This window comes from Sphingopyxis sp. BSNA05 (assembly GCF_013265645.1).
Lineage (GTDB): Bacteria > Pseudomonadota > Alphaproteobacteria > Sphingomonadales > Sphingomonadaceae > Parasphingorhabdus.
In genome coordinates this window covers 1-872 of the sequence record NZ_PYIA01000013.1, presented here as the reverse complement: position 1 = coordinate 872, position 872 = coordinate 1, and the positions used below count along the sequence as shown (strand labels likewise).

The window sequence follows — 872 nt, the reverse complement described above, 5'->3', positions numbered from 1 at the left end:
AGGGCTTGATTACTGGATGGGGCAGATTCTCAAGCTAGCCGATCCCAGTGCCCATGGCCGTCTCAAATCAGAATTGGTCAAAATCGTTTCCGAACAACGCGGCTCCGATATTGCCCAGGCTTTTGTCATCCGTTCGCTCGTAATCGATCCAAAAGAACTCAAGTCCGAAGTGACCGGAACGCTCAAGACGTTCGTCGGCGCGCAGGTAATCGCCAGCGAGGAGCGTAAATTTGTCTTTCGCTGGACTTACTCCGGCCTTCGACTTGCGCTGACCGGTTTTGCGCAGGTCCCAACCGAGCGCGATCAACAAATTCAGCAAAAATCAATCGAAAAGGATGCCTCGTTATGAGCAGCATATTAACATCCCTGCCCGCCTGTCTTGTGGGCGGCGGCATGGCGAGCATCAGCTGGGGCGTTACGCGGCTTCCCGATACAGGGTTCAAAACTCTTGGCTTGGCATTACTTATTACCGCACTTTCGGTCAGCGCATCACCCGCTTTGGCGGACCAGTTTGTCGAAGCTGCGGACAATGCAAAGATTGACTGCACATTATCGCGCGATGAGCTGACGCGTATTGCTTTGGTTGGCGACGAATTCTCAAGCGTTTCAAAAATCGCTTCGGGCTATCCCTATAATGATTTCGGGGTAACGCACGAACCGGTGCGCGGCGATATCTATATTTCCGTACCGCCCAGCTTCGCCAGCGACAGCGTTAGTTTCTTCGCCACCAGCAAACAGGGCTTTGTCTATAAATTTGCCTGTCGCACCGCCCCTGTTGAAGCGCATCAGCTTTTCATAACCAATCCCGCCCTTGCAAAACCGGAGGCGGAGACATGGGAAAACGAAAGAAACGAAGAGCAGACCATCATCGC

At 53.0% G+C, this 872-nt stretch carries 2 protein-coding genes; both read left to right on the top strand.

What is annotated here, in order from left to right:
* Positions 1-349 (top strand): type IV conjugative transfer system protein TraE (locus tag C8024_RS01890; protein ID WP_217271933.1); only part of this gene is annotated, 349 nt, incomplete at its 5' end.
* Positions 346-872, top strand: a 527-nt coding sequence (locus tag C8024_RS01885) for a type-F conjugative transfer system secretin TraK (protein WP_173202747.1), incomplete at its 3' end; no start/stop codon positions are given. The genes C8024_RS01890 and C8024_RS01885, both read left to right, overlap by 4 nt.